At 30.8% G+C, this 22,134-nt stretch carries 20 protein-coding genes, 1 tRNA gene, 1 rRNA gene and 1 pseudogene; 3 read left to right on the top strand and 20 right to left on the bottom strand.

Annotated elements, in window-relative coordinates; translation table 11 throughout:
* Window positions 1-101 precede the first annotated feature (101 nt).
* The 14 genes and pseudogenes from AGR56_RS13725 to AGR56_RS13660 form a co-directional block, all read right to left on the bottom strand.
* Entirely contained in the window at window positions 102-329 is a 228-nt protein-coding gene (locus AGR56_RS13725; protein WP_053242706.1) for a helix-turn-helix domain-containing protein, read from the bottom strand.
* Window positions 326-793, bottom strand: coding sequence for a sigma-70 family RNA polymerase sigma factor (locus AGR56_RS13720; RefSeq protein WP_053242705.1), 468 nt, complete (start codon window positions 791-793; stop codon window positions 326-328). The genes AGR56_RS13725 and AGR56_RS13720 overlap by 4 nt, the downstream gene beginning before the upstream one ends.
* Before the next feature lie 322 nt (window positions 794-1,115).
* Window positions 1,116-3,020 (bottom strand): ABC transporter permease, encoded by a 1,905-nt coding sequence (locus AGR56_RS13715; RefSeq protein ID WP_053242704.1) that lies wholly within the window; start codon window positions 3,018-3,020, stop codon window positions 1,116-1,118.
* Window positions 3,007-3,763: pseudogene (locus AGR56_RS13710) on the bottom strand (ABC transporter ATP-binding protein). Before AGR56_RS13710 ends, AGR56_RS13715 begins: the two are co-directional and overlap by 14 nt.
* A 109-nt stretch (window positions 3,764-3,872) precedes the next feature.
* Window positions 3,873-4,787, bottom strand: coding sequence for a HAMP domain-containing sensor histidine kinase (locus AGR56_RS13705; protein WP_242851456.1), 915 nt, complete (start codon window positions 4,785-4,787; stop codon window positions 3,873-3,875).
* Between the two features lie 101 nt (window positions 4,788-4,888).
* Window positions 4,889-5,563, bottom strand: a complete 675-nt coding sequence (locus AGR56_RS13700) for a response regulator transcription factor (RefSeq protein WP_053242702.1) — start codon at window positions 5,561-5,563, stop codon at window positions 4,889-4,891.
* 198 nt (window positions 5,564-5,761) lie between these two features.
* A complete protein-coding gene (locus AGR56_RS13695; RefSeq protein ID WP_053242701.1) occupies window positions 5,762-6,874 on the bottom strand; it encodes a class I SAM-dependent RNA methyltransferase in 1,113 nt (370 codons plus the stop codon).
* Between the two features lie 17 nt (window positions 6,875-6,891).
* Window positions 6,892-7,278 carry a VOC family protein gene (locus tag AGR56_RS13690; protein ID WP_053242700.1) on the bottom strand — a complete coding sequence of 129 codons (387 nt, stop codon included), beginning with the start codon at window positions 7,276-7,278 and terminating at the stop codon, window positions 6,892-6,894.
* 27 nt (window positions 7,279-7,305) lie between these two features.
* Window positions 7,306-8,058, bottom strand: a complete 753-nt coding sequence (locus tag AGR56_RS13685) for an exodeoxyribonuclease III (RefSeq protein ID WP_053242699.1) — start codon at window positions 8,056-8,058, stop codon at window positions 7,306-7,308.
* Window positions 8,059-8,346: 288 nt separating this feature from the next.
* Window positions 8,347-9,198 (bottom strand): methyl-accepting chemotaxis protein, encoded by an 852-nt coding sequence (locus AGR56_RS13680; protein WP_053242698.1) that lies wholly within the window; start codon window positions 9,196-9,198, stop codon window positions 8,347-8,349.
* Between the two features lie 150 nt (window positions 9,199-9,348).
* Window positions 9,349-10,821: a methyl-accepting chemotaxis protein gene (locus AGR56_RS13675; RefSeq protein ID WP_053242697.1), complete on the bottom strand. Its 1,473-nt coding sequence runs from the start codon at window positions 10,819-10,821 to the stop codon at window positions 9,349-9,351.
* A 22-nt stretch (window positions 10,822-10,843) separates the two neighbouring features.
* The gene (locus tag AGR56_RS13670; RefSeq protein WP_053242696.1) at window positions 10,844-12,484 is read right to left on the bottom strand and encodes a DUF362 domain-containing protein; all 1,641 of its coding nucleotides are present in this window, start codon (window positions 12,482-12,484) and stop codon (window positions 10,844-10,846) included.
* A gap of 200 nt (window positions 12,485-12,684) precedes the next feature.
* A complete protein-coding gene (locus AGR56_RS13665; protein ID WP_053242695.1) occupies window positions 12,685-13,818 on the bottom strand; it encodes an alanine--glyoxylate aminotransferase family protein in 1,134 nt (377 codons plus the stop codon).
* A gap of 23 nt (window positions 13,819-13,841) precedes the next feature.
* Window positions 13,842-14,666 carry a hypothetical protein gene (locus AGR56_RS13660; protein ID WP_053242694.1) on the bottom strand — a complete coding sequence of 275 codons (825 nt, stop codon included), beginning with the start codon at window positions 14,664-14,666 and terminating at the stop codon, window positions 13,842-13,844.
* Between the two features lie 156 nt (window positions 14,667-14,822).
* Between AGR56_RS13660 and AGR56_RS13655 the strand changes: the two genes are divergently transcribed.
* Complete coding sequence (locus tag AGR56_RS13655) at window positions 14,823-15,428, top strand: uracil-DNA glycosylase (protein ID WP_053242693.1); 606 nt, start codon at window positions 14,823-14,825, stop codon at window positions 15,426-15,428.
* Window positions 15,429-15,484: 56 nt separating this feature from the next.
* A complete protein-coding gene (locus AGR56_RS13650) occupies window positions 15,485-16,306 on the top strand; it encodes a TerC/Alx family metal homeostasis membrane protein (protein ID WP_084757162.1) in 822 nt (273 codons plus the stop codon).
* Between the two features lie 130 nt (window positions 16,307-16,436).
* Here AGR56_RS13650 and pheA read toward each other — a convergent pair whose 3' ends face one another.
* The 4 genes from pheA to AGR56_RS13630 all read right to left on the bottom strand — a co-directional run bounded on the left by pheA (window position 16,437) and on the right by AGR56_RS13630 (window position 20,355).
* Window positions 16,437-17,267, bottom strand: coding sequence for a prephenate dehydratase (pheA, locus tag AGR56_RS13645; protein WP_053242691.1), 831 nt, complete (start codon window positions 17,265-17,267; stop codon window positions 16,437-16,439).
* Between the two features lie 98 nt (window positions 17,268-17,365).
* Window positions 17,366-18,310: an aminopeptidase gene (locus AGR56_RS13640; protein ID WP_053242690.1), complete on the bottom strand. Its 945-nt coding sequence runs from the start codon at window positions 18,308-18,310 to the stop codon at window positions 17,366-17,368.
* 12 nt (window positions 18,311-18,322) lie between these two features.
* Window positions 18,323-19,324, bottom strand: a complete 1,002-nt coding sequence (locus tag AGR56_RS13635) for a M42 family metallopeptidase (RefSeq protein ID WP_053242689.1) — start codon at window positions 19,322-19,324, stop codon at window positions 18,323-18,325.
* Window positions 19,315-20,355: a M42 family peptidase gene (locus AGR56_RS13630; protein ID WP_053242688.1), complete on the bottom strand. Its 1,041-nt coding sequence runs from the start codon at window positions 20,353-20,355 to the stop codon at window positions 19,315-19,317. The genes AGR56_RS13635 and AGR56_RS13630 overlap by 10 nt, the downstream gene beginning before the upstream one ends.
* A 127-nt stretch (window positions 20,356-20,482) precedes the next feature.
* On the opposite strand from AGR56_RS13630, the gene AGR56_RS13625 reads away from it, so the two are divergent.
* Window positions 20,483-20,941, top strand: a complete 459-nt coding sequence (locus AGR56_RS13625; protein ID WP_053242687.1) for a LysM peptidoglycan-binding domain-containing protein — start codon at window positions 20,483-20,485, stop codon at window positions 20,939-20,941.
* Window positions 20,942-21,902: 961 nt separating this feature from the next.
* On the opposite strand, the gene AGR56_RS13620 is transcribed toward AGR56_RS13625, so the two are convergent.
* Window positions 21,903-21,978: transfer RNA gene (locus AGR56_RS13620), tRNA-Lys, on the bottom strand.
* A 7-nt stretch (window positions 21,979-21,985) separates the two neighbouring features.
* Window positions 21,986-22,102, bottom strand: a 5S ribosomal RNA gene (rrf, locus tag AGR56_RS13615).
* Window positions 22,103-22,134 lie beyond the last annotated feature (32 nt).

Below are 22,134 nucleotides of genomic sequence, written 5' to 3'. Positions count from 1 at the left end.
TTTTATCAATCCGTAAAAGCATACTTAAATAGACAATATGCTTTTACAGAGTGACAGCTTCAAAGTTAGGGCGTATTGGTGATCCATACGCCCTTATATGTTTAGATTTTAAAACTTAAAATCATTTTCAGTAGGGCAGTGGTAATCTGTTCTTGAATGTACTTGTCCACAAAATAATATCCATTACTGTATTCATCAGTAAGCATCTTTGTAGAAAGTTTTGCAATATATCTTTGGTAATGATTTAATATATATTCAATTGCCACAGCATCACCATCACTTGCTGCCTTTATTATAGGAAAGGGAATCAACTCCTTTGTTTTCTTCATAACTCCTCCTCCAATAGTGTTTTTATAATTTTTAATGCATTAGTACGGTTGCGGTACACTGTACTACGGTTTACACCCAATTCATCTGCAATCTCTGCATCCGTCATTTCCAAATAGTACGACATCAGAATGATATCACGTTTGCGTTTTGGCAAAGTATCTAGGGCCTCTGCAATCTGACAGTCAGCTACTTCCACATTAAGTGATAAAATCTCATAAATCTGACTATCTAAATGATAGGAGTCAGAAGTTTGCAGCTTATTCAATTCCAATTCCGATATTTCTGAAAATAAGTATTCATGTTTACTGCGTCTACCAATAGATCGGCAACAATTACTTTTAGTACGTATCATTACTTTTCTTGCCATATAGTCAAATTGGAATTGAATAGTTGTCTGAAAATCTTTCTGAATCTGATAGTTGAGTTTTTCGAATGGTATTTTGCTGAAAGAAGATGGCTTCATAGAATATCACCTCCTTTCTTAGCCAGTGAGAAAAGAGAAAATTTTGTTTCTCTTTTCCTCTTTGTGTAACGAAGGAAACCACTTGCTAAGCAAGTGGAAGAAAAAAGGCTTATGCCGTTGAGCAGAAAAAAACTCCTATGTTAAAATAGATGCAGGTCTAGCCAACCGCAAATATGAAAACATAGGAGGATGTCTAATGAAAGACACAAATAGTTTATCTCATACTTCTTGAACCCAAAGCAACCACTTTTTTTAAATAACCACTTAGATTTATAGGATTTTTTTAACGCGACGAAGCATTATTACTTCACAACTTCCAGTTTTACTCATTAACAGTTCTTAAATAATCCTTTACTGTTATCAAATAATATATACTATAGATAAACAAATATGCTAACATTATAATTACATATTCCTTAACAATTTTTAGCTCCATTAATTTGCTTATAGAAAATGACGCTGCGTAGGTATTTAAAGATGCTAGTAAAAATGGAACACCAAATAAAATTAAATTTTCTATTAATACTGCCTTTTTTATTTCGCGTTCACTGACTCCTATTTTTCTAAGGATCATAAAATTTTTCTTGTCTTCCTTTGCTTCCATAGACATTTTAAAATATATTATACTGCCTGTTGCCATTACAAATAAGATTCCTATAAATAGTCCTGTAAATGCAAGTACCCCCATTATCTTCATTCCACTGGTATAATGCTCATAAAAAGTTGCTAAACTATCTTCCTTAGGCATATCCCTTTGTAGTTCATCAGTAAATTTTTCAGCCCTAAAATCATTTTTAAGTATATACCCTGTAACATTAAAAAAGTTTCCAGTCCTTGCCACTTTTTTAATATTCTTATACACCTTATCGCTTACAATTACTATTTCTCTGCAATGATCTATAGCTATAAAGTTCTTTGTATCTGAATTAGTTATATTAAGGTTATAATCTTTATTTCCAAATTTAAAACTTATATTTTTATTAATATTTCCCTTAGGATTTCCCGACATAGTGTCTAATGCAACATAATAACATTCATTATCATTTAAATTTACTTTCCTATTTACTCCCTCATATGAATTAATTTTATTAAACTTACTTTGATTTAATATTGAAACGTCAGATTTGTTATTATAAAATGGTCCATTAGCAGTTACTATAACAAAGTTTATAACTGCTTTATTTTTAACCGAAACTTCTTTATGTTCCTTCAAAGCATCATTAAAAATTTTATCTGAATTTTGATTTCCATTTACGTATTCCACTGAAAATGGGCACAAATTTCTTGCATTTTCTATAGATTTATTAAACCCTCCAAAGCAAAATAGAAGTGCACACAATGCAATAGTAGTGGTTACTGTTATTATACTAAGGCTTCCTACATTTCCTCTATATCTTTGATAAATCTGGGATATTGGTATAAGTCTAATTCCTTTAAAAATATATGGTTCATTTTTCTTCATTATATTTATAATCACAGCGGTAATAGCAGTGAAAAATAGTATTGTACCTATAACGATAAGTAATACTACTTTAGGTGCCAAAATTATGTTGTCCCCAAGTTTTTTTATGGCAAGATAGTATCCAAAACTCATAAAAATAAAAGAAACTACGCTCATTGCTAAAGTTAACATTGATATCTTTAGCCCTTTTTCTATCTTTTTAGATGCATTAAACATATCTATAAGACTGCTTCTACTTATAACAAAGTAACCATGAATACTTATTATACAAAATATAATTGTAAATACTATAAATGATAAATTAAACGCTTTAAGGCTAAACTGAAATTCAGCTGTACCTTTAGTCCTCATAAGTTCAAATAGCAGCATAATAAAAAATTTATTAAAAACAATACCCAAAATTATTCCACTTAAAAACGACATCAATGTAATCATCAAATTTTCAAAAAAATTGAGGAAAGCAACCTGCTTTTTAGATATTCCGAGCAACATATAGGTTGCAAATTCTTTTTTTCTAGCTTTTATAAAAAACGAATTTGAGTACCATATAAAAAATACAGAAAATAATATGACAAGCCCTAAACCTATCTTAAGTAAAATCATACTTGACTTCATTTTACCAAGTGTATTTTGAACATTTTTATTATAAGTTATGGATATAAAAAGGTATAATACAAATACACTAAAGCTTGAACTTAAAAAATATGCCCAGTAATTTTTAAAATTACTTTTTATATTACTCACTGCCATTTTACATAATGTCATCCGTATCACCTCCAATAATAGAGAGCACTTTTAATATATTCTGATAAAAATCTGCTCTGCTTCTATCCCCTTTATATATTTCATTAAATAATCTTCCATCTTTAATAAATATCACTCTCCTGCAATAAGAAGCAGCAAAGGCATCGTGTGTTACCATAAGAATTGTAGCTTCATTTTTTTTCATTCAAATACCTTAAAGAATTCAAAAGTTCTTTAGATGCCTTCGAATCTAATGCTCCTGTAGGCTCATCTGCAAGAATTAGTGAAGGTTCTGTTATCATCGCTCTTGCCGCAGCAGCTCTCTGCTTTTGTCCTCCAGATACCTCGTAGATATGCTTATTTATTATTTTATCTATACCAAGTTTTGTGCTTATATCCTTGAGCCTTTTTTCAATAACATCATATGGTGTTTTAGATAAAGCCAAAGGCAAAACTATATTTTCCTTAATAGTCATATTATCAAGCAAATTAAAATCTTGAAATATAAATCCTAACTTTTCTCTTCTAAATTTTGATAAGTTTGGTTCTCTAAGTCCCACTATATCTTTTCCATCAATAAATACATTTCCTGCAGTTGGTTTATCAATAGTTGATATAACATTTAAGAACGTAGTTTTTCCCGAACCAGATGGTCCCATTATCCCAACAAATTCCCCGCTTTCTACTTTTAAATTAATATCATTAAGTGCTGTATATTTCACTCCTCCAAATTTAGAACCATAAACCTTTTTTAAATTTTGTATATTTAAAAACTTCCATTTTTATACCTCCATCGCGTTTCACTATATTTAAATTATATAAAAAAGCAAAATGTTCAGCCATTTTTTTGACTTACATTTTGCTTTTCAAACTTTACATTTTTGTAAGCTCGTAATAATCACACCACTTTGGAAAATGTATATAAAACTTAGTTCCCTTGTTATATTCAGATTCTACAGTAATGTTATGTCCCAATTTTCTAGCAAGCTTATAGGATAAATACAAGCCCAATCCTGTAGCCTTTGAATTTTCTTTTCTTCCATTGTATCCTGTAAAAGATTTAGCAAATATTCTACTTAAGTCTTCTTTCTTTATTCCTACACCAGTATCTTCTATTAATAATATTTTTTCATTATCGCTTTGTGATGCTCTTATTAATATTGTTCCACCTAAACTTGTGTACTTAAGAGCATTAGAAATAACCTGATTTACTATAAAAAGAAGCCACTTTTTATCAGTATCTACGCTAAATCGACTATCTATTTCTAATTTTAATTTTATATGCTTTTTTATAAATATGCTTGAATGAATTTTTATACTTTCCTTAACTAACTTGCCAACATCAACCTCAGAAATTATATAGTCTTTTGAAAAATCATCACTTCTTGAATAATAAAGAACCTTTTCAACATAATCATCTATTTTATCTATCTCTTCTTTAAAGGATTTTAAATTTATTTCTCCACTTTCAAGAAGAAGCTTCGAGGTTGCTATTGGTGTTTTTATCTCATGTACCCAAGCTGTTACAAAGTCATTATTATCATCAAATTTCTCTTCTAAATTATTTAATTTTTCAGTATAACTCATATACAAGTCTTCTATCATAGACATATAAATTTCATCTTTATAATCAAAAGGGCTAGGTAAAATAGGTGTTTTGTCTTCACCCTTTTTATAAAGTAAAAGTTCTTTTATATATCTATTTTTTATGCTGTAATCATAAAAAATAAATATGCACATTAAAAATATTGAAACAAAAATCATATATACAATATTTGATTTAGCCATTCTATTTCGCTCATCCAAGTAAGTAAACATCGAAACAAATGTTATTAAAAGTATATAAAATATTATAAATCTTATATTATCTCTTAAATATTTAATAAGTGTCATTTTATAACATATCCTTGATTTTTTATAGTCTTTATAAAATCTACAAGTCCAATTTCTTTAAGCTTTTTTCTAAGCCTATTTATATTTACCGTAAGTGTATTATCATCTATAAAATTCTCATCCTGCCAAAGCTCCTGCATTATATCTTCCCTGCTTACTATATTGTCGTGATTCTTGATTAGCACATAAAGTATCTTAAATTCATTTTTTGTAAGTTCTATATTTTCATCATTATAATAAACAGTATTATTCTTTAATGAAATAACAACATTTTTAAACTCAAGCATATCTAAGCTTGTCTCACTATATGAATAAGTTCTTCTTAAAAGCGCATTTATTTTAGCTACAAGAACTTCAATAGAAAAAGGCTTTGTTATGTAGTCGTCTCCTCCCATATTCACAGCCATAACTATGTCCATATTTGAATTTCGTGAGGATAAAAATACTATAGGTATCTTTGATATGCTTCTTATTTTACTGCACCAGTAAAATCCATCACAAACAGGAAGATTTACATCCATTAAAACAAGCTGAGGCTCTACCTTTACAAATTCCTCAAAAGTACTATTAAAATCTTCTACAGCATAAATCTCAAAAGACCATTTCTTCAGTGACTTTTTTAAAATACCTCTGATTTTTTCTTCGTCTTCTACAATCATTATTTTATACATAACCCACCACCTTTGACAGAGTACAGAGTAGAGATAACAGAGTACAGTTATGGATGACTTTTCTTCATTTCTCTACGAAAAATCTTTAATTAAAAATTTCATCGACTGCACTCAATACAGCGTCAACTTTACATTTTAGATTTTCCGTCAAAGCAGAAAATCATCCATAATTGTGGACTGTGAACTGTGCATTGTGAATTAATTATGGTATTGGTAGTAATAACATTTAAGTTTTCCGTTATACAATTTTCTATTTTTATCAGCTTTTCTTCCAAAGAGTTCTTCAAACTTTTCATGAGCTGTAATTACAAAATAAGACCAATTATCGAGCTTTGAAAAATTCCTCCCCATATCCTTATATAATCTCTCTACCTCTTTTACTTCTCCAAGTCTTTCACCATAAGGTGGATTAGTTATTATGAATCCTCCCTTTTTACTAGATGAAAAGTCTTGCATAGAAAGTTTTTGAAAATATATATAATCAGCTACACCAGCCTTTTTAGCATTGGCCTTGGCAGTTTTTATTACCCATCCATCTATATCAGAGCAAAGTATATTAAACTCCTTATTATTTATAGAATTTCTTGCATGCTTCCTTAAATCACTCCATAAATCTTTAGAAATTATATCCCATTCCTCAGATACAAACTTTCTCTTCAGACCTGGTGCAATATTCTTTGCTATCATAGCAGCCTCTATAGCTATTGTTCCAGAACCACACATTGGATCTGCAAGTTGAATTTCTGGAGTCCATTTGCTTAAAAGTACCATTGCAGCAGCTAAAGTTTCCTTTATAGGAGCGCCACCAGAATTCTCTCTGTAGCCTCTTTTGTGAAGTCCCTCCCCAGAGGTATCTAAGGTCAAGGTAACTATATCCTTAAGTATGCCAACCTCTATTTTGTATTCTGCACCATATTCTGTGAATCTTTCAAGGTTGTATTTTCTCTTCATTGCTTCAACAACAGCTTTTTTTACTATTCCCTGGCAATCTGGAACACTGTGAAGCTGTGATTTTATAGATTTTCCTGTAACATGCATATAAGCATCCTGGGGCATAATATTTTCCCATTGTACTTTTAGAGTTCCTTGAAATAACTCCTCAAAACTTTCTGCTTTAAATTCTGCCATTTTTATTAAAACTCTATCTGCAGTTCTTAGCCACAAGTTGCAGGTTACTATATCCATTTCGTCACCCTCAAAGGTAACCTTACCATTTTCAATCTTTAAATCATCATATCCAAGTTCTTTAAGTTCTTTTGCAACTACAGCTTCCAAACCAAAAGTCGAAGTTGCTATTAAAGTAAAATCCATTTTGTACTCTCCTTATTCTATCTCTCATATAATTCTATTGGTAAATCATCGGGATCACTAAAGAAAGTGAATTTTTTTCCAGTAATCTCGTCTACTCTAATTGGCTCAACGGCTACATTTTTATCAGCAAGTTCCGTTATTGCTTGCTCTATACTATCTATCTCAAAAGCCAAGTGTCTGAGTCCTCTTGCTTCGGGATAGCTAGGCCTTTTAGGAGCTTCAAGGAAAGAAAATAATTCTATTTGATATTTATCTCCAACTGCTAAATCTAGCTTATATGATTTTCTATCCTTTCTGTAAGTTTCATTAATAATTTTTAAACCTAAAATATTAGTATAAAACTTTTTAGATGTTTCATAGTTTGAGCAAATAATTGCTACATGATGAATTCCATTTAGTTTCATTATCTATATCTCCAATTTTATTATTTGCTATTTTATAACTAATTCAACAGGGCAGTGATCTGATCCCATAACCTTTGTATGAATGTTAGCACTAACAAGCTTGTCCTTAAGCCCTTCTGATACGCAGAAATAGTCTATGCGCCATCCTGCATTCTTTTCTCTGGCTTTAAATCTATACGACCACCAAGAATATATTCCTTCTTTATCTGGATAAAAATATCTGTAGGTATCTATAAACCCTGCTCCTAAAAGTTCTGTGAATTTACTTCTTTCTTCTGGTGAAAAGCCAGCATTTTTTGTGTTCGTTTTAGGATTTTTAAGGTCTATTTCCGTATGAGCTACATTCATATCTCCACATACAATAACAGGTTTCTTTTCATCCAAATTCTTTAAGTAATCTCTAAAGCAGTCTTCCCATTCCATCCTATAATCTAGTCTAGCAAGTTTCTCCTTTGAATTTGGAGTATAAACAGTAACCATATAAAACTCATCAAACTCTAAAGTTATAACTCTTCCTTCCTTATCATGCTCTTCTATATTTATTCCATACGTACAATTTATAGGTTTAATTTTTGAGAATATAGCAGTACCTGAATACCCCTTCTTTTCTGCATAATTCCAATAATCATAATATCCATCTAATTTTAAATCTATCTGTCCTTCTTGAAGTTTTGTCTCTTGAACACAGAAAATATCAGCATCTACTTCCTTAAAATAATCTAAGAATCCTTTTTGAACACATGCACGAAGGCCATTTACATTCCATGAAATTAATTTCATTTTGTTTTCCCTCCCTTTATTTATAGTACACAATTAAGTCTGCGCATTGTATACTTATTTTTTATAAGTTAAATGTTATGAAAAACCCTTTACTAATTTTAATGTTTCAAATGGTTTATCTCTATTATCTCATATTTCACATAAAATAAAAAAGAGCTTGTACCAAAATTATCAATTCTATTATTTAGGTACACACTCTTCAAATAGCTTCCTAACGAGCAATCCTTAAAGTCCATTAATAAATAACACATAGACTTAGGAGGTATTCTTTTAAAACATAGACTTATTTTAATAAAGTTCCTTACTAAATTCCTTTAAATTTTTGACACTATTAGTTATATTATCAATAGATGCGTTTATTTCTTCAGTTGATGCTGCTTGCTCCTGACTTATTGCCGCAGTTTCCTCAATTGCTTTAGATATTTTGTCCATAGACTCATTTACTTTATCAAGAATGTCCTTTATTGTAGAAACAGATTCCTTACTTTGATTTGCCAATTTTCTTACTTCAGCCGCTACAACAGAAAATCCTTTTCCATTCTCTCCAGCTCTTGCAGCCTCTATTGCCGCATTAAGCCCCAACAAATTTGTTTGATTTGCAATGCTCTTAATAAGTTCTAGTACTTTATCTGTTTCAGATACCGTTTCAACTGTTTCTTGAGTGAGCTTCATTACATTTTGCTGATGCTCCGCAAGTCCTACAGAAGCATTAGCTATTTGATGCGTATTTTCAGAAACATCCGTTATTATATTATTTAATGAGTTTATATTTTCAAGCAATTTTGAGTTTCCAGTTGTATTAATTCCATTAGATATTGAACCTATAATTTCATTTTTTGAATTCTTTATTGGAACAGCTATTACTTTAAACTCCTTACCATACACTTCTTTATCAATTAATTCAGTTTGAGGTTTGTTTGCATCCATACACTTTTTTACTACCTCAATTAATTGTTCATTCTCAGGTCCACAATAAAAAGAATGCTCAGCATTTGAAGCAAAAATTCCCTTTTCCGTATTTGTAAGCGCAACCGTACAATCATTCATCATCAATTCATTTAGATATGGCATAACCACCCTAAAACACCTTAATATCTCCTCATCAGTTAACTTCTTTTCAAAATATTCCTTATAATCCATATTTATTCCCCCTCTAAGCTTTGGATAAAAGCTTCTTTCTTCTTATTTTGCAGCTGCTAAACCACTACAATTATTAATTTGCATAGACCTCATAACACTTTGAAGCATGTATAAATTAATTTTCACAGCCGTAACCCTTTAAAAGAACTTTTAATTTAAAAACATACTTTGAAGTTCTTCACTGGATGACTCAAGTTTTTTTATTGAATCATATATATTTTGAATTTTTGAATCTTCTTCTTCTATATTAGCAAGAACCTCCTCCGTTGCCGCCGAATGTTCCTCAGAAATACTCGCTATATTTACGCACCCTTCATTAATTTCTTTGAATACCTTTGATACATCTTGTACAAGTTCAAGTTCCTTTGAAATATATTTATTTATATCTCCAAAAGACTCCTTTACCTTTTTAAAGCTGCCATTTGCTTCTTCTGCCATTATTTTACCATCTTCAGTTGTGTTCTTGCCATTTTTTACTTTTTCAACAACAGCTTCAGTTTTTTCATTAACTTTAACTATAATATTGTTAATTTCTTCTGTAAATTTACTACTTTGCTCCGCAAGCTTTTTAACTTCATCTGCAACTACTGCAAATCCCTTACCATATTCCCCTGCTCTAGCCGCTTCTATGGATGCATTCAATGCAAGAAGATTAGTTTGTTCTGATATTTCGTTTATACCTGATAAAAAAGCACCTATCTCTTTGATATTTTCTCTAAGCTCCTGAGTAGTTTCTAGAGATTCATCCATTGTTTTATTTATTAAATCTATTTGATTATACATACCTTCTATCTTCTCTGATCCATCTAAAGCAACTTCTGCAGCCTTTTTAGAAATATCATTCATGCTAACTGAAAATTCATACGTATTTGAAACTTTTTTATTAGCTCCATCCACTAATGTATTTATATTATTCATACTTTCTGACTGCTGGGTAACACCACTAGCCACCTCATTAATTGTAGACATTATGTCCTTACTAGATTCACTTAAAGCTTCTAGATTATTTTTAGACTTTTCTATACCATCATTTAACACTTTTGTACTTTCTTTTACCAATTTACCTGACTCTGTTATCTTCTTAAGAGCTTCTAAATTACTTTTTTCAACTTTGGAAATTGAATGTACAAGTTCATTTCCCCATTTAGTGAGAAAAAATAAGATTATAATAGACAGATCGATGCACATCATAGAATTTGCAAAATCCTTATATGCCATAAGTGGACTTACAACTTGTATAAGTACAATTCCTATATTAATACATATTCCTATAGACAAAACAATCCACTTTCTCATGTATAATGCGGCATCGCACATTACAACAAAAATTGATAAAACAGTTAAAGCTCTATTGATGTTTTTACCACATAATATAACATATAAACTAGTAAAAAGCACACAAAAGACTGTTATAAACCCTATAGCATTTTCAAACTGCTTTTTCTTAATGAAAATTATCGAAATACTCGCTCCGATAATTAAAACTATTGATGGTACAAGAAACATACTTGTTTGACCTGTGGTTAATCCAAAAATAAGCAAAGCAATACCACACATTCCAACTATTAAGGTATTGATTTTATTCACCTTATTATTGTAATTTAATATTGCATTATTCTCCATAATTGCTCAACTCCATTCACATTTAAAGCGATAATCTTATCTCTTTTAATTTTTGCTTTCTTAATTCCTTTGTAAGTTCTGGAAGAGGCCATTCTATATAGTCAATTTCTTTTTGTTCTTGCTTAAGTTCTGGTATTTCGTATATTTTATCAATAGCCTCTTCTTTGCAGTCTACCCACTGACCAGCTTTAATTAACTTTCTTTTTATAAAATAAGTCCTTAATGTCTCTATAATAAGCTCAATAACATATTTGTTTTTAAAAGATAGTAGGGGGAATTTTTCTCCTACCGCCTTAAATGGCATCAGCATGCAGCTGCTTGGACTACAGCATCCTTTGCCATTATATTCGCAAAATGGTTTTAACCTTTTAGTACATTCGCCTATAGTTAATCTCTTTATTTTCATGTTTTTTATGTCTTCAATTTCATACGCTTTTCCATCTCTATCAAAATAATATGTTTTATCTCCTACCTTTACACCACTCCCGATTATTACAACAAGTTCAAAGTTTCTATCAAGATTTTTAACATACCTCATAATTTCAAAAGATGTCTTTGTTGCTGCCAGACATCCTCCATCACAAGCTTTTTCTATTATCCTCACTGTATCGGGCGTTACATTGTCAACATCATTTATTACAGGTGCGTTATTTAACATATGTCCAACTAACACTTTTACATTTGGAAAATTCTTTTTAAAGTCATCATCCATTAAAGAGGCCTCAGCTTTTCTAAAATGAACAACTTTTTCGGTTCCAATTATATTAACCTTGTTATCATTAAAACCTCTCTTAACTGCCTCAACCATTAGTTTATTTTCCTCTGGGTCAACACCCATCATCCTAGTAGCTACTCTATCTGTTTCAACACTGTTATTTCCGCTTATGATCACCCTCATATCAACTGGATCAACTGGTGCAGGGGTACAACCCTCTCCACCTATAATTCCATCTATAATAGTTAAATTTGGTTTAAACAAATATAATAAATCAACAAGCTTTTTATTTATATTATAATTATGGTTCCTTTGTCTTAAATTATAAGGAATAATACCCATGGCATTTTTGAAACCTAAGGTAACTCCTGTGTATAAATTAGTTTTCATTTTAGGTACAGAGACATAAAAAGCATTACCATCTATGACACTTTTCATTATTTGAGGAATGTATACTTCTTTCATAACCTCAGCTTTCGGCAGCATGTACCTAATTACCGGCTCATTTTCTAAAGCAATGCACTTCACATTGTAATGCTGAGCTACTCTATCAATACCACTTACTTTAAAACTTACATTAGTAGGCATTCCTTTTCCTGAGGATTCAATGATTACTACATTTTCACTAATCCTTTTAAAGTAAGCTACTATACAATCAAAAACTCTTGGATCTGTAGATTCTGGATAATCATCCTCTTTAAAGCCCATCTTGTGGTATACAGAAACAAGATTAGGTTTTATTAAAATGCCTTTTCCTTTCATTTTTTCTACAAAATTTATTTTATTATTTAAATCATCTAAATTTTTATAAACCGTTTCCTTTATTGCCTTAACATCTTCCCTTGAAAAATACTCTTTACTTCCGTAATTTTGCGGCAGCGCAGCATAATCTTTCAAATAATTAATCTTAGGTGCTTCAGAAATAACAACATAACTTTCATCTTTCAATTTATTTCACCTTCATTCAGCATAAAAAACATTCTATCATTCCAATTATCGTATATATTAGCATATATATGATATTAACTTTTATAATTTTTTGTTTAATTATTATGTTATTCTCTAATAAAAAAAAAGACAGAGCATAATCTCCATCTTTCTTTATACTATGTTTTAAATAAACGTTAACTTTTTAACATAGCTTTATTTTAAAATTTTTCTAAAAAAGTTTTGCACATATCGTGCTCACATTTAAAACCAAAATGTTGTAGAGCTTTCTGAAGGGCAAATAGCGTGTAACTTACCTTATCTGGATATGCATTTTCACCCATATGCCCTATTCTTAGAACTCGTCCCTCAAGGTATCCAAAGGAACCAGCTATCATAACATTGTAATTTTCAACCATGTAATCTCTTAATTTTTTATCATCTATCCCGTGAGGTACTTGCACAACTGTTACTGTATTTGAAAATCCATCCTTCATATACAAACTAAGACCCGCATAAACAACTGCTGCTCTGGCTGCAGAAGCTATTTTATCATGTCTAAGCAGTATATTATCATCCTTTAATAAATTATCTATTGCTGTGCTAAGCCCAACTATATCACTTATAGGTGGAGTATATGGAAACCATTTATCTTCATAATAATTTTTCCAAGAAAGAAGATTACAATAAAATGATGCTATAGGGACTTTTCTATTTTCCATTGCTTTAAATGCATCATCGCTTATACTTACAACCGTGAGTCCAGGAGGCGCTGAGATACACTTTTGAGAACCTCCAAGTGCTATATCTATCTTCCAATCATCTACTTTTATTTCTTCTCCTCCCATAGCTGCAACACTATCTACAACGGTAAGTATTCCTTTTTCTTTTAATAGTGGGCATATTTCACTTATGTCATTTAAAGCTCCAGATGGAGTATCACAGTGAACAACTGTAGCATATTTAAAGTCACTATCTATATCTAAAAAATTCTTCAGCTCTTCAATATTTATTTTATGTTTCTTGTCACCTCTAAAGAAGAAGGGTTCTCCTCCATATAGTTTTACGAAATCAGCAAAGCCTTCTCCAAATATTCCATTTTCAATAACTAATACCCTATCTCCAGGTTCTGTAAGTGAAGCACATGCTGCCTCAAGTCCAAGTATTCCTTCTCCACTTAAAACTCTCACTTCATTTTTGGTTTTTAACATTTTTCCTATCTTCTCACAAGTTTCTTTGTAAAAATCGTAAAATTGAAGGTCAAGATCAGGATTTGTAGTTTGGGTAGCTCTTGAAAACCTAACATTTTCTTTAACCTGTGTAGGCCCAGGTGTCATTATCATAGGTACCTTCACAAAATTCACCTCTTAAATACATTTTATTTTTTACTATTTCGCCATTCTTGTAATGTTTCATACTTATTTTGGGCTGTATCATAATATAATATTTGCTTGCTATCCTTATTAATTGCGAATCTATATATATTAACATTATGGTCCGTATGATTTTCTCCAACGTAAATAATATAATAATCTCTCAAGTAAGTATCACTTGACGATGCTTTTGGAGAACGTTCTACATACAAAATGGGTTTTACATTTTTATTCTTTGATAATGTATCTACAAAGCTGCTAACCTCAGAAACATTTTGCTTAAGATAACTTATAAGTTCATCATTACTAATAGTACTTGATGTACTTGACGTATTTGATGCTAAGAAGTATTGACTGTCTTTATTATATTCTATACTATCTACAGTTTTTTTATCTTTGCACTTTACTTTTATATCTATATCCTTATTTTCATCTTTAACTTCATAATTCCAATATCCATTAGCCGCTGCTATCTTTTCCATAAGACTTGAATAATAAGATTTATTTTCATCATTTAAATCTTTATTTAGACTTATATAGAATATAGCATACGTCTTATTATCTTTAAGCTCTACTTTATTAAGCTTAATATCTTCAGCCTTAAATACTTCTTTAACTGGATGACTCCAATTATCTATATCCGTAATAACTTCATCATCACTTTCTGTGTCAGATGTTTTGCTTGCTGCTGGTGTTGTTTTATTTGTCGTGCTAGCTGTAGTCTTAGCTTTATCAGAAGCACTTTTATTAGTATTGTTAGAATTACTTCCGCATGCTGAAAATGTAACAGTAGCAATTAACAAGGTTAAAATCAAAATAGCTCTTTTCATGTATCATCCCTCCCTTATATATATATTATACGCTTAAAAAACAAATTTAAACAACAATTTCTTTCAGTATAAATTGTTAAAATTTAATATACAATACTTTTAAAGCATATGTTAAAATAGTTACTAAAACTATGTAATTTAAGGAGTGTTAAATGAATGGATAGCCACAATTATCTTAAATCGAAAATAAAAGAAATATGTGAGAACTATGACAGCTCCTCTACAGGAGGCTGGATTACAGGCGATGGTCCAATACCTGCAAATATAATGTTCATTGGTGAAGCACCAGGTAAAACTGAAGTAGAATCTGGAAAACCTTTTGTTGGAATGGCCGGTAAAACTTTTGAAGGATATTTAAATTCTATAGGTTTATCAAGAAAAGATATCAGAATAACAAATACTTGCTTTTTTAGACCTATAAAAATAAATTTAAGTAAAACAGGTAAAACTACTACGAGTAATAGACCTCCTAAAACCTCAGAAGTAAATCTATTTAGACAGATTCTAGATGAGGAAATAAAACTTGTAAATCCCAAAATAATTATAACTCTTGGTAATGTTCCATTAAAAAGGCTTACAAGCTTTAAAAACATAGGAGAATGTCATGGCAAGCTAATTTATGATGATAACTTAAAAAAATATATTTTTCCAATGTATCATCCTTCAGCATTGACTTATAACAGAAATGGCTCTTTTAAAGAAATGTATGAAAATGATTGGAAAGCTCTGCAGGATGCTATTAATAAGGTTTTAAATAAATAAAATTTACTTTAATAAATGGAAGGAAGGTGAAAAACGCTGTAAATCAGCGTATGCTTATGGAAACAAAAAAAGCTCTAAAAACTTTATGCTTCTGGGTAGGTCTAGCTATTGCATTTAATATTGGCATCTATATATTCATGGGAAGAGACCACGCCCTTGAATTCTTTGGAGGTTATATAATTGAACAAAGCTTAAGTCTAGACAACTTATTTGTGTTTTTACTTATCTTCGAAGGCTTTGCCATAAAACCTCAGTATCAAAAAAGAATCCTAAGCTATGGAATTTTTGGAGCTATAGTACTTAGGCTAATATTTATAGTCTTAGGCGTAGCAATAGTAAATAAATTTCATTGGATTTTATACGTATTTGGCATAATTTTGATAGTAAGCGGAATTAAAATGTTCTTTAAAAAAGAAGAAAGCACAGACTATAAAAACAGTATTTTCTTTAAGGGATTAAAAAAAATAATTCCGGTCACTGATGAATTAGCTGGGGAAAAGTTTTTCGTAAGAAAAAATAAAATTCTCCATGCCACTCCACTTTTTGCAATACTCGTTATAATTGAAGGCTCTGATGTTCTATTTGCCATAGACTCAATCCCTGCTATTTTTTCTATAACAACAAATCCATTTTTGGTATATACCTCAAACATATTTGCAATTTTAGGTTTAAGAGCTATGTACTTCTTGCTTCAAAAACTTCACAACAAATTTGAGTATGTTAAATATGGTGTGGCATTAATTTTGGTCTTTACAGGAATAAAACTTGGCATACTATTTTTCCATATTGAAATATCACTTGGAGTATCGCTAGCAGTTATTTTCTTGACTTTGATACTCAGTATAATCTTTTCTATGATTAAAACAAGTAAAAAATAATAACCAACTTAATGACAAGTGACAGATATCAGGTTTAGAATAGATTCTTTCCATTTGCTTGACTTGTCACTTGTCAACTAATTAAAGCATCCAAATTATTTTTTTCATTTTAACTCTTCAGACAATATACCTACAAGGTGCTGTATGATCCTATAATTTTAACTAAACTATGTTTGCTTATAACTTCAATAGCTTGTCTTACATTTTCTTCTTCAGGATAAGAACCGTCTATATCAATAAAAAAATAGTATTTTCCAAGGCCCTTTTTAGTTGGTCTAGATATTATTGATGATAAGTTTATCTGTCTCTGGGCAAATTCTTCTAACACTCTAAATAAAGCACCTGGTCTATCATCTGCTGCATCCATTATAGCAATAGACGTTTTATAATGCTTTCCCTTTCTACAACCTTCTTTTTCGTCCGCCGAAAGTACTATGAATCTAGTTTCATTTTCATCTGAATCTGTAACACAATTAATACTAAACTTAAGTTTTTCAAATGAATTAATCATATGTTCAGGAATTATGGCACCCTCATCTTCTAATCCTTCTTTTATCTTTTGGACAGATTCACCGTTGCTTTCAGTTGTTATGATTTTTACATTTTTAAAACTCTCTAAAAACTTACAGCATTGCCCTTGAGTTTTAAATTGAACGTATATTTTTTTAACTTCTTCTATATTACTGTTTGCAGCAAATGCAAATTGTATAGGAATAACAAGTTCATTTATAATATTTACCTTTTTTTCAATCAACAAATCCAAAGTAACTTGTACAAATCCATCTAATGTATTTTCAATTGGTACAATTCCTATATCACATTCATCTCCAATGGCATTAACTACCTTTGTTATTGTAGGATAAAATATGCTGTTAAACTCCTGATTTGTTTTCTTTTTATACTTTTCTACTGCGAGTTCACTAAAAGTCCCTGCTGGCCCCAGTACTGCTGCTCTAATCATACATATTCTCCCTTTCCTCAGAAAACTTCACCTTTGTTTAAAGATATTTTACTCTATTAAACTATTAAAGGCAATGACAGCATCTACATTATGCTATTTTAAATTTTATTTAGACACTTCTTTATTAAATCAATAGTTTTTTGCACATCTTTTAAATTAACAGTTTCTTTAATAGTTCCTTTATTTTGACATGGTACGGCTATTGTGCCTGTAGGTACTCCTCCCACTTCCTTATGTACTGTACTCCCATCGCTTATTTCATCTGAAACACATAGCTGAACACTCATATCCATTTTTTTAGCTTCCTTTATTAACAGTTCTTTTATGTCGCTATGCATAATAAGCCCCTTTTGCATTGCAATTATTACCGGTCCATTGCCAAGCTTTATGTACTTTTCATTTTCAGTACTAAGTGCAAAGCATAGATCGGGTTTAATATCAAAGGCTGCTGCTCTAGCTCCTCTTGCTTCAAGTTCTCCTTGCACAGAGAATACAAAATACACCTCTTTGTTGTATTTACAAGCATCCTTTATAAGTCTGAGCATTACATAACATGCTATTCTATTACTTAAATTTGAACCAACTATATTATCCTCTTCTTCATATATGCTCCCTTTAAAACAAGCTGCATCTCCTTCCTTCACATAGTTAAGTGCAGCTTTTCTTGTCTTAAAGCCCAAATCTACATATAAATCTCTAAATTCATGTTTTCCTTTATCATAGGATAAAACCTCTCCAGAAACACCACTTTCAAATTCTACGAGTTTATTTACAACATTATCTGCCTCAATATCTCCTAAGTTATGAATTCTGACCTTACCATCTTCCTCAATATAATATGCAATTAAACCCTTCACATCCATATTGATAGATACCATTACTTTCTTTTCTCCGCAGCCTTTTTTTACTATTATGTTTCCAAGCTTATCCTCTGTTATTTCACATTCCATATCTTTTAACTGTTGCTTTATAAACTGAGATACTTTACTTTCATGTCCACTTACTCCAAAAACTTCAACAATATCCTTAAGCAATTTATCCATTTTTCCACCCCTTTAATTCAAGTTGCAAATGTATTTTTTTAAAAGTTCAACTGTATTTTTAAAATCATTAATACTTGCTACTGAAACTGATGAGTGTATATATCTACATGGTACAGATACAGTTGCAACTTTAGCACCATTTCCAGATGTATGAATGGCACCAGCATCATTTCCTCCTGCAATGGCCCTTCGTCTTTGATATGGTATGCCATTTTTTTCAGCGGTTTCTATAATATCATTTGTAATGTCAACATTAAATATGCTTGTTCTATCCATTATTGATATAGCTGGTCCTTTTCCTATTTCAGTCGCTCTTAAATGATCTTGTATTCCCGGCATATCTGCGCATATTGTACCTTCAATGGCAATTCCTATATCCGGACTAATTTGAAAGGCGGAAACATATGCCCCTCTATCACCTATTTCCTCCATTACATTAAACGCAGCATATAAATCACAATCATAATTTTCCTTAAGCACCTCAACTAAAACTGCGCATCCCGCCCTATCATCAAGAGCTTTTGCCTTTACAAGTCCTTCTCCAAACTCTGCAAATTCTGTTGTAAACACAGCATAATCTCCTAATTTAACGTATTTCTTAGTTTCCTCTTTAGATTTAGTTCCTATGTCTATGCAGCATTTATCATAACTTATACTATTTTCCCTCTCATCGCTGTTTTGCAGATGAATAGGCTTCAAGCCGATGACCCCTGGTATTTTATTTTTACCTATATAAACCATCTTAGATGCTATTATCTTGCTATTGATTCCTCCCATAGCCGCAAATCTCATTGTTCCATCATCATTTATTCCAGTTATTATAAATGCAACTTCATCCATATGCGCATCTATCATAACCTTTTTACCCTTGCCTTTTTTATGGGCTATAATATTTCCAATTCTGTCGACTTTTATTTCATCAACAAAGTCCTTTATTTCATCTTTTATAAGTTTTCTCACTTCATCCTCATATGACACAGGTCCTGATGCATTACAAAGCTTTTCTAAAAACATAATAATTCCTCCACATCTATACTGTTTAATTCCTGTATAAACTTTGATATAAGAATTCCTGTATTATTTATATCATCAACACTAACAAGTTCAACAGAGGTATGCATATATTTTATTGGAATTGAAACAAGCACTGAAGGCACTCCTGATCTTGAAATTTGTGTATCCCATGCATCACATCCTGTATTCCCAGGTTCAACCTCAACCTTATATTTGATTCCATAGCTATTCGCAGTATCTATTATCTTTTCCATTACCTTTCCGTGTATATTAGGCCCAATACAAATTACAGGACCTCCTCCGATTTCGTTTTCTCTATCTGTATCTCCAAGCTTTCCACCATCAAAAGTAACATCTATTGCTATGCAAATATCTGGATTTAAATTATACGCTGCCATTTTGGCTCCTCTATGCCCAACTTCTTCTTGTGCCGAACAAACAAAATACACTTCTACATCATGTGCTACATTCTGAAGTTCTTGTGCACAAACATACATTGCTGCAATACTTGCTCTATTATCAATGGCCTTACAAGTTACCGAATTATTAAAAAGCTCGTAAAAATCTCTTTTTATAGTTACATAGTCTCCCACAGAAACTATTTCCTTTAGTTTTTCAGTACTATAACCAGTATCTATTAAAAGCTTATCTGCCGGTATCGCCTCTGTTCTTTCTTTTTGATTCATAAGGTGAGGAGGTTTTATACCTATAATTCCAGATATATCTTGTTTTCCATGCACAATTACTTCTTGTGAAATAAGAGTTTTAGCATCTATGCCTATTGGCTTAAACGTTAAAAATCCCCTATCTTCAATGGAAGTTACAATAAGCGATACTTCATCTGCATGTGCCATAAGCACAACTTTACATTTACCTTTTCCTTTCTTATGTACGTAAACATTCTTCATACCATCAATTGCAATATCTCCAAAACTAGAAAATTCCGTTTTAATTACACCAAATAAGTTATCTTCATAACCACTTGGTGCATTTTTTAAACAAAGTTCTTTTAATAATAATTTACTATCCATTACTTCACCCGCTTATTAAAATCTTATATATATTTTAGCATACCTTATTTAAAAAATTTCTAAAAAGGTGTATAAAAAAAATTTTTTAAGTCAATAATTACCAATGTTAAGGAAAGAGGTGCTTAATTTGAGCAAAGGTAAATTATTGTTTATATTATGTTGCATTTTTGTTTTTCTTGTAGGAAGCTATGCAGTTTACTATAATAAATATGAAAAAAACAATATATTAAAAAAAGTTTCTCAATCAAATCTAGTGCAGCAATCATCTAGTAATAATATTGCTACAAATGATAAAAGAACAACTCAATCAAATAGTGATAAAACTAGTGAAACTTCAGTTAAAACTAATAACTCCATAAACTCTTATGAGGTCGTAAAAACAGTTTCTGAAGATTCTGATTACGTTTATATAAAATATAGATTAAAAAAAGGAGATCATCTATGGAGTTTAGCTGAGCGCTTTATGCCAACATATAAAACTTCAGGAGTTGTTAAAGAAATAGAAAAACAAAATTCTTTAAAAAACGATAACGAAGTTACAAAAGATGCTTCTCTTATAATACCAGCAGAAAAAAAAAGTTGTTAATAATTAATTATTAATTCTTATATTTCCTCTGCCTATAATTGGAGAATTATAGGCAGAAATAAACCTTAATCCCCAATTATTAGTATAATAAAAGACCTAGCCATAACTCCCCCTTGGCTAGGTTCTTTTCTACGTAAAGATACTATTTTATCAATTATTCCTTAATCTAAATTAGCATCGACCTTCCATTTAGTATTATTTCCAATACCAATCACAGACTCTTCTTCAATATTTTCTAATGCCTCATTTATTCTATCCTCACTAGCTAAGCCTCTAAATTCTGTAATATATTTCTATTCCTCTGTTTATTTGCTACCCTAGCTATATGCCCTATAGATATTCCTTTTCCTGTATAGTTTCCCATCTATATGAATATAAAAACATATGTTACCTTGCTCCAAAACTTTCTCCAATTTAAAAATCGCTACTTTAATATTTTCCACTGTAACTAGACCTCGATAATATTACATTGATAGTACCCAAATAAATATCTCCCTTTTCCTTCTAATCAACATAATCATAAATAAGCAGCAACTTTCTAATTATTTGTACTTCTAACTAATAGTATAGTCAGATATTATTCTTCTAATTGTTAATCTATTTTTGATAGAAACCTATCTTATTAAATTTATACCATTCATTAATCTTACTTTTTCTTTTAATTGTAGAGGACATATAACTTTAACTTTGTCCTGCATGCTTATAACCAAATCCACAATAAAATCTAAATCACTAACTTGAAATATTATGCATCGCTTTTTTCATTGCTGCTTCTCCAAAAAAACTTTGCATCAATTTTATCTGTTAGAAAAAATTCATTAACAACGTCATATTCTAATGTAACATTATATAGGGCTTTTAGAAATATACCCAATACAAATACACTATTAAAGTACACATAAAAAATTTTAAAAATAAAAGATGTGTATTTCAAATTTATTGAAATACACATCTCTTGTTTTGGTGGCTTATCGGGGAATCGAACCCCGGACACCATGATTAAAAGTCATGTGCTCTACCAACTGAGCTAATAAACCATAAATTACCCGGCAACGTCCTACTCTCACACAGGGCCTCCCCTGCACTACCATCGGCGTATTAGTTCTTAACCTTCGTGTTCGGAATGGGAACGGGTGTTACAACTAAGCCATAGTCACCGGATCAAACTTATTTAGTTTTTCATACTTCTCAGG

Source organism: Clostridium sp. DMHC 10, from assembly GCF_001270375.1.
Taxonomy (GTDB): Bacteria; Bacillota; Clostridia; order Clostridiales; family Clostridiaceae; genus Clostridium_S; species Clostridium_S guangxiense.
The sequence above is the reverse complement of the archived record's forward strand: the minus strand, read 5'-3'. Positions and strand labels throughout refer to the sequence as shown.

What these genes read in the sequence shown, in the direction of transcription:
- AGR56_RS13725 (WP_053242706.1), bottom strand. Translation starts at nt 329, where the DNA reads ATGAAGAAAACAAAGGAGTTGATTCCCTTTCCTATAATAAAGGCAGCA.
- AGR56_RS13720 (WP_053242705.1), bottom strand. Translation starts at nt 793, where the DNA reads ATGAAGCCATCTTCTTTCAGCAAAATACCATTCGAAAAACTCAACTAT.
- AGR56_RS13715 (WP_053242704.1), bottom strand. Translation starts at nt 3,020, where the DNA reads ATGACATTATGTAAAATGGCAGTGAGTAATATAAAAAGTAATTTTAAA.
- AGR56_RS13705 (WP_242851456.1), bottom strand. Translation starts at nt 4,787, where the DNA reads ATGGCTAAATCAAATATTGTATATATGATTTTTGTTTCAATATTTTTA.
- AGR56_RS13700 (WP_053242702.1), bottom strand. Translation starts at nt 5,563, where the DNA reads ATGTATAAAATAATGATTGTAGAAGACGAAGAAAAAATCAGAGGTATT.
- AGR56_RS13695 (WP_053242701.1), bottom strand. Translation starts at nt 6,874, where the DNA reads ATGGATTTTACTTTAATAGCAACTTCGACTTTTGGTTTGGAAGCTGTA.
- AGR56_RS13690 (WP_053242700.1), bottom strand. Translation starts at nt 7,278, where the DNA reads ATGAAACTAAATGGAATTCATCATGTAGCAATTATTTGCTCAAACTAT.
- AGR56_RS13685 (WP_053242699.1), bottom strand. Translation starts at nt 8,058, where the DNA reads ATGAAATTAATTTCATGGAATGTAAATGGCCTTCGTGCATGTGTTCAA.
- AGR56_RS13680 (WP_053242698.1), bottom strand. Translation starts at nt 9,198, where the DNA reads ATGGATTATAAGGAATATTTTGAAAAGAAGTTAACTGATGAGGAGATA.
- AGR56_RS13675 (WP_053242697.1), bottom strand. Translation starts at nt 10,821, where the DNA reads ATGGAGAATAATGCAATATTAAATTACAATAATAAGGTGAATAAAATC.
- AGR56_RS13660 (WP_053242694.1), bottom strand. Translation starts at nt 14,666, where the DNA reads ATGAAAAGAGCTATTTTGATTTTAACCTTGTTAATTGCTACTGTTACA.
- AGR56_RS13655 (WP_053242693.1), top strand. Translation starts at nt 14,823, where the DNA reads ATGGATAGCCACAATTATCTTAAATCGAAAATAAAAGAAATATGTGAG.
- AGR56_RS13650 (WP_084757162.1), top strand. Translation starts at nt 15,485, where the DNA reads ATGGAAACAAAAAAAGCTCTAAAAACTTTATGCTTCTGGGTAGGTCTA.
- pheA (WP_053242691.1), bottom strand. Translation starts at nt 17,267, where the DNA reads ATGATTAGAGCAGCAGTACTGGGGCCAGCAGGGACTTTTAGTGAACTC.
- AGR56_RS13640 (WP_053242690.1), bottom strand. Translation starts at nt 18,310, where the DNA reads ATGGATAAATTGCTTAAGGATATTGTTGAAGTTTTTGGAGTAAGTGGA.
- AGR56_RS13635 (WP_053242689.1), bottom strand. Translation starts at nt 19,324, where the DNA reads ATGTTTTTAGAAAAGCTTTGTAATGCATCAGGACCTGTGTCATATGAG.
- AGR56_RS13630 (WP_053242688.1), bottom strand. Translation starts at nt 20,355, where the DNA reads ATGGATAGTAAATTATTATTAAAAGAACTTTGTTTAAAAAATGCACCA.